The organism is Methanobrevibacter sp., assembly GCF_045577275.1.
In the GTDB taxonomy this organism is placed as follows: domain Archaea; phylum Methanobacteriota; class Methanobacteria; order Methanobacteriales; family Methanobacteriaceae; genus Methanobrevibacter.
Window position 1 is genome coordinate 1 of sequence record NZ_JAZNIB010000275.1, and the last position, 3119, is coordinate 3119.

Here is a 3119-nt window from a genome sequence, read left to right on the forward strand (position 1 = left end):
GAGTATTCGTGCATTATGGTGGATTTAACAATACTATTTCAAACAATTCAATTGTTTTATCTTCAAATGATCCTATTATGTATGGTATTGGTATTATAGGGGCGCCTGTGAACAGTACAGCTATTGGATCTGTAAATAACACATTTACCTATAATAATATTACCATTAATGGTTCTTACATTACTGTAGGTCTTTTATTAGGTAACAAGGCAATCAACTCTGATATTGAATATAATATTTTTGAAATAGTATCTGGAAGACCAAGTCCGAATATTGTCAATTATAATGCCAGTGCAAATAATACAATTGAGAATAATATATTCCACAGCATTTTAGGCACTAAATTCCATTTTGAAAATATTACTGTTACAATTAAGGAAGCTAAAGAAGGAACAATATTGTTTAAGGCATTCTTAAAAGATAGAAAAGGAAATGTGTTAGCTAATATGCCTATCCGCTTCACTTTCAACAATACAGTAACTAACTGCACTACTGATGCGAATGGGCTCGCTACTTTAGAGCTTAACATCAAATCTGCAGGCACTTATAATATATTGATGAAATTTGATGGAAATGATGATTATATGGCATCTTCAGCTAATGGAATCCTGACTGTTCGTAAGTTCAATACTAGCTTGTCTGTCAGCAATGTTTCCTATAAGACTACTGCTGCAACAAAAACCATATCAGCAACCCTTAAGGATGAAAATGGTAATGCTCTTGCAGGAAAAACCATTAAATTCACTGTTAATGGTAAAAATTACACTGCTACAACCAATGCTAATGGTGTTGCAAGTGTTAAAATTACTTTAACTGCTGGAGGCACATATACTATATCTGCAAGCTTTGCTGGTGATGGTGATTATCAGGCTAAATCTAGTACAGGAAAACTTACATTGACAAAACAATCCACAAGCTTGACTTCATCCGGCAAGACTTATACAGTTACAAACACTGCAAAGAAAATTACAGTGACCTTGAAGGATGGAAATAAGAAGACCCTTGCAAACAAGAAAATCACTGCAACAGTAAATGGCAAAACATATAGTGCTAAAACCAATGCAAAAGGTGTAGCTACAATTAAATTAACTTTAAATAAAGTTAAAACATTCTCTGTTGCCATCAAATTTGCAGGAGACTCTACCTATGCTGCAAGCAGCAAAACAATTAAGGTCAAGGTTACCAAGACCAAAACCAAATTGGCTGTACCTAAAAAGACTTATAAGAAAGCAGCTAAAACCAAGAAATTAACTGCTACACTTAAGGATTCAACTGGTAAAGTATTGAAATCCAAAAAGGTCAAATTCACAGTAAATGGTAAGACATACACTGCAAAAACAAATAAGAAAGGTGTCGTTACTGTTAAGGTCAAATTATCCAAAAAGAAAACCTATAAGGTTACAGTCAAGTTTGCAGGTGACAGTCAATATTTAGCAGTTACAAAAACTGGAAAGGTTGTAATCAAATAAGTTATTAATCTTTAATCAATTTGATTATTTCAAATTGATTAATTATTTTTTTATTAATTTTTTCAATTCTTTAATTTTTTGTTGTGATTTTTAAAGGATTGGAAAATTAATATTAAAAAAAATTTTATGATCCTTGTGATTTTTAAAGGATTAAAATTAATTTAAAATAATTTTATAATCATTTTATTTTATATGGTGATTCAATGGCTATTGAAAATGTTATGATTTTTGCAAATGAAGCTATATACCAATCTGGAGGTGGATTGTCCTTTTCTTCTGGCATGAACTGGACAAGTGAATTCCTCAATACTTCATTGTCTGCAATTTCTCAAGGTTTACAGATACCTGTAATCATTCTTTTATTATTAATTCTACTGTTCGCTGTATATACTTTAGGAAAGCTATTGTCAGAATACCTTTCCCGTAAGAAAGTACCTGTTAAATTAATCAAAGAAATGATTTACGACATTTATGATGCAGAGTCTTCAGAGGATATTAAAAATATTGTAAATAATGCAGATATTCAAAAGTCTCAAAAGACAGTTTTGTTTGAATTGGCTGAGTCAGAACATCTCAGCAAAAAATCCAGACAGACTTTAGCTCGTAGATTGATTGATAATGAAGAGGATAAGATTACCCAAAATCTTCAAAAGACAGACATCATTACTAAAGTTGGCCCTACACTTGGGTTGATGGGAACATTGATTCCTATGGGTCCAGGTCTTGCAGCTTTAGGAACAGGTGATGTCACAACCCTTGCAAGTGCGATTACCGTTGCATTCAACACCACAATTTTAGGTATTGGATCAGGTGCTGCCACATACCTTGCATCTAAGTTAAGACGTAGATGGTTTGGTGAATATTTGGCAAACCTTGATGCATTGATGGATGCAATTTTGGACAATATTGACAGAAGGGATGAAAGGTTGAAATAGTCACTGGAAGTGATTTGAAAAATATACAGTATACATGAAAATTCATAAAAATTTGCTTATGATTTTAAAAAAATATTTTTTTTAAAATATTTGTTTTAATCTTTTGATTTTTAAAAACAAGCAAATATATTGTATACAATATAATGAAAAAATTTTACAATAGATATGAATTCATAGGATTTGAAAAGCAAAAATTCATTGTTCATTTTGGTGATTATTATGGCACGTCGAAGATGCAATAGACGTTTTGAAAGTGAGGAAGAAGACCCTATGGCAGGAACCGCAAACCTTGTGGATGCAATGTTGGTTATAGCTGTAGGTTTGCTTGTATTCCTGGTGCTTGCATGGAACATGCAAAGCGTTCTCTTCAATGAGAACTTGACTCCAGAACAGAAGGAGCAGGTCATGGAAGCGATGAACCAGGAAGTGACTGAGGTTCAGGAAGGTCAAATACTGAATGAAACTCCAGATACAAGCAATCAAACCGGTCAAGGTTATACCGAGATGGGTAAGGTGTATAAGGATCCATCCACGGGTAAGCTGATCATGGTTCAAAACAATACAAAATAATTTTTCTTCTTTTTATTTTTTTATTTTCTAATTTTACAATTTTACAATTTTTCAATTTTACTATTTTTACTATTTTATTATTTTTGATTTTTCTTAATTTCATCTTTTCAATTTTCTAATTTTTTTTAAAATTTTTCATGATTTT

3 protein-coding genes are annotated in these 3119 nt (G+C 31.8%); all 3 read left to right on the forward strand.

The features are described from left to right. On the forward strand, positions 1-1469 hold a 1469-nt coding region (locus tag ACKI67_RS08110; RefSeq protein ID WP_407462997.1), incomplete at its 5' end, for an Ig-like domain-containing protein. A gap of 281 nt (positions 1470-1750) precedes the next feature. Continuing rightward, positions 1751-2404 carry a MotA/TolQ/ExbB proton channel family protein gene (locus ACKI67_RS08115; protein WP_407462999.1) on the forward strand — a complete coding sequence of 218 codons (654 nt, stop codon included), beginning with the start codon at positions 1751-1753 and terminating at the stop codon, positions 2402-2404. Between the two features lie 219 nt (positions 2405-2623). Beyond that, positions 2624-2974 carry a DUF2149 domain-containing protein gene (locus ACKI67_RS08120; RefSeq protein ID WP_407462998.1) on the forward strand — a complete coding sequence of 117 codons (351 nt, stop codon included), beginning with the start codon at positions 2624-2626 and terminating at the stop codon, positions 2972-2974. The last annotated feature ends 145 nt before the right edge of the window (positions 2975-3119 follow it).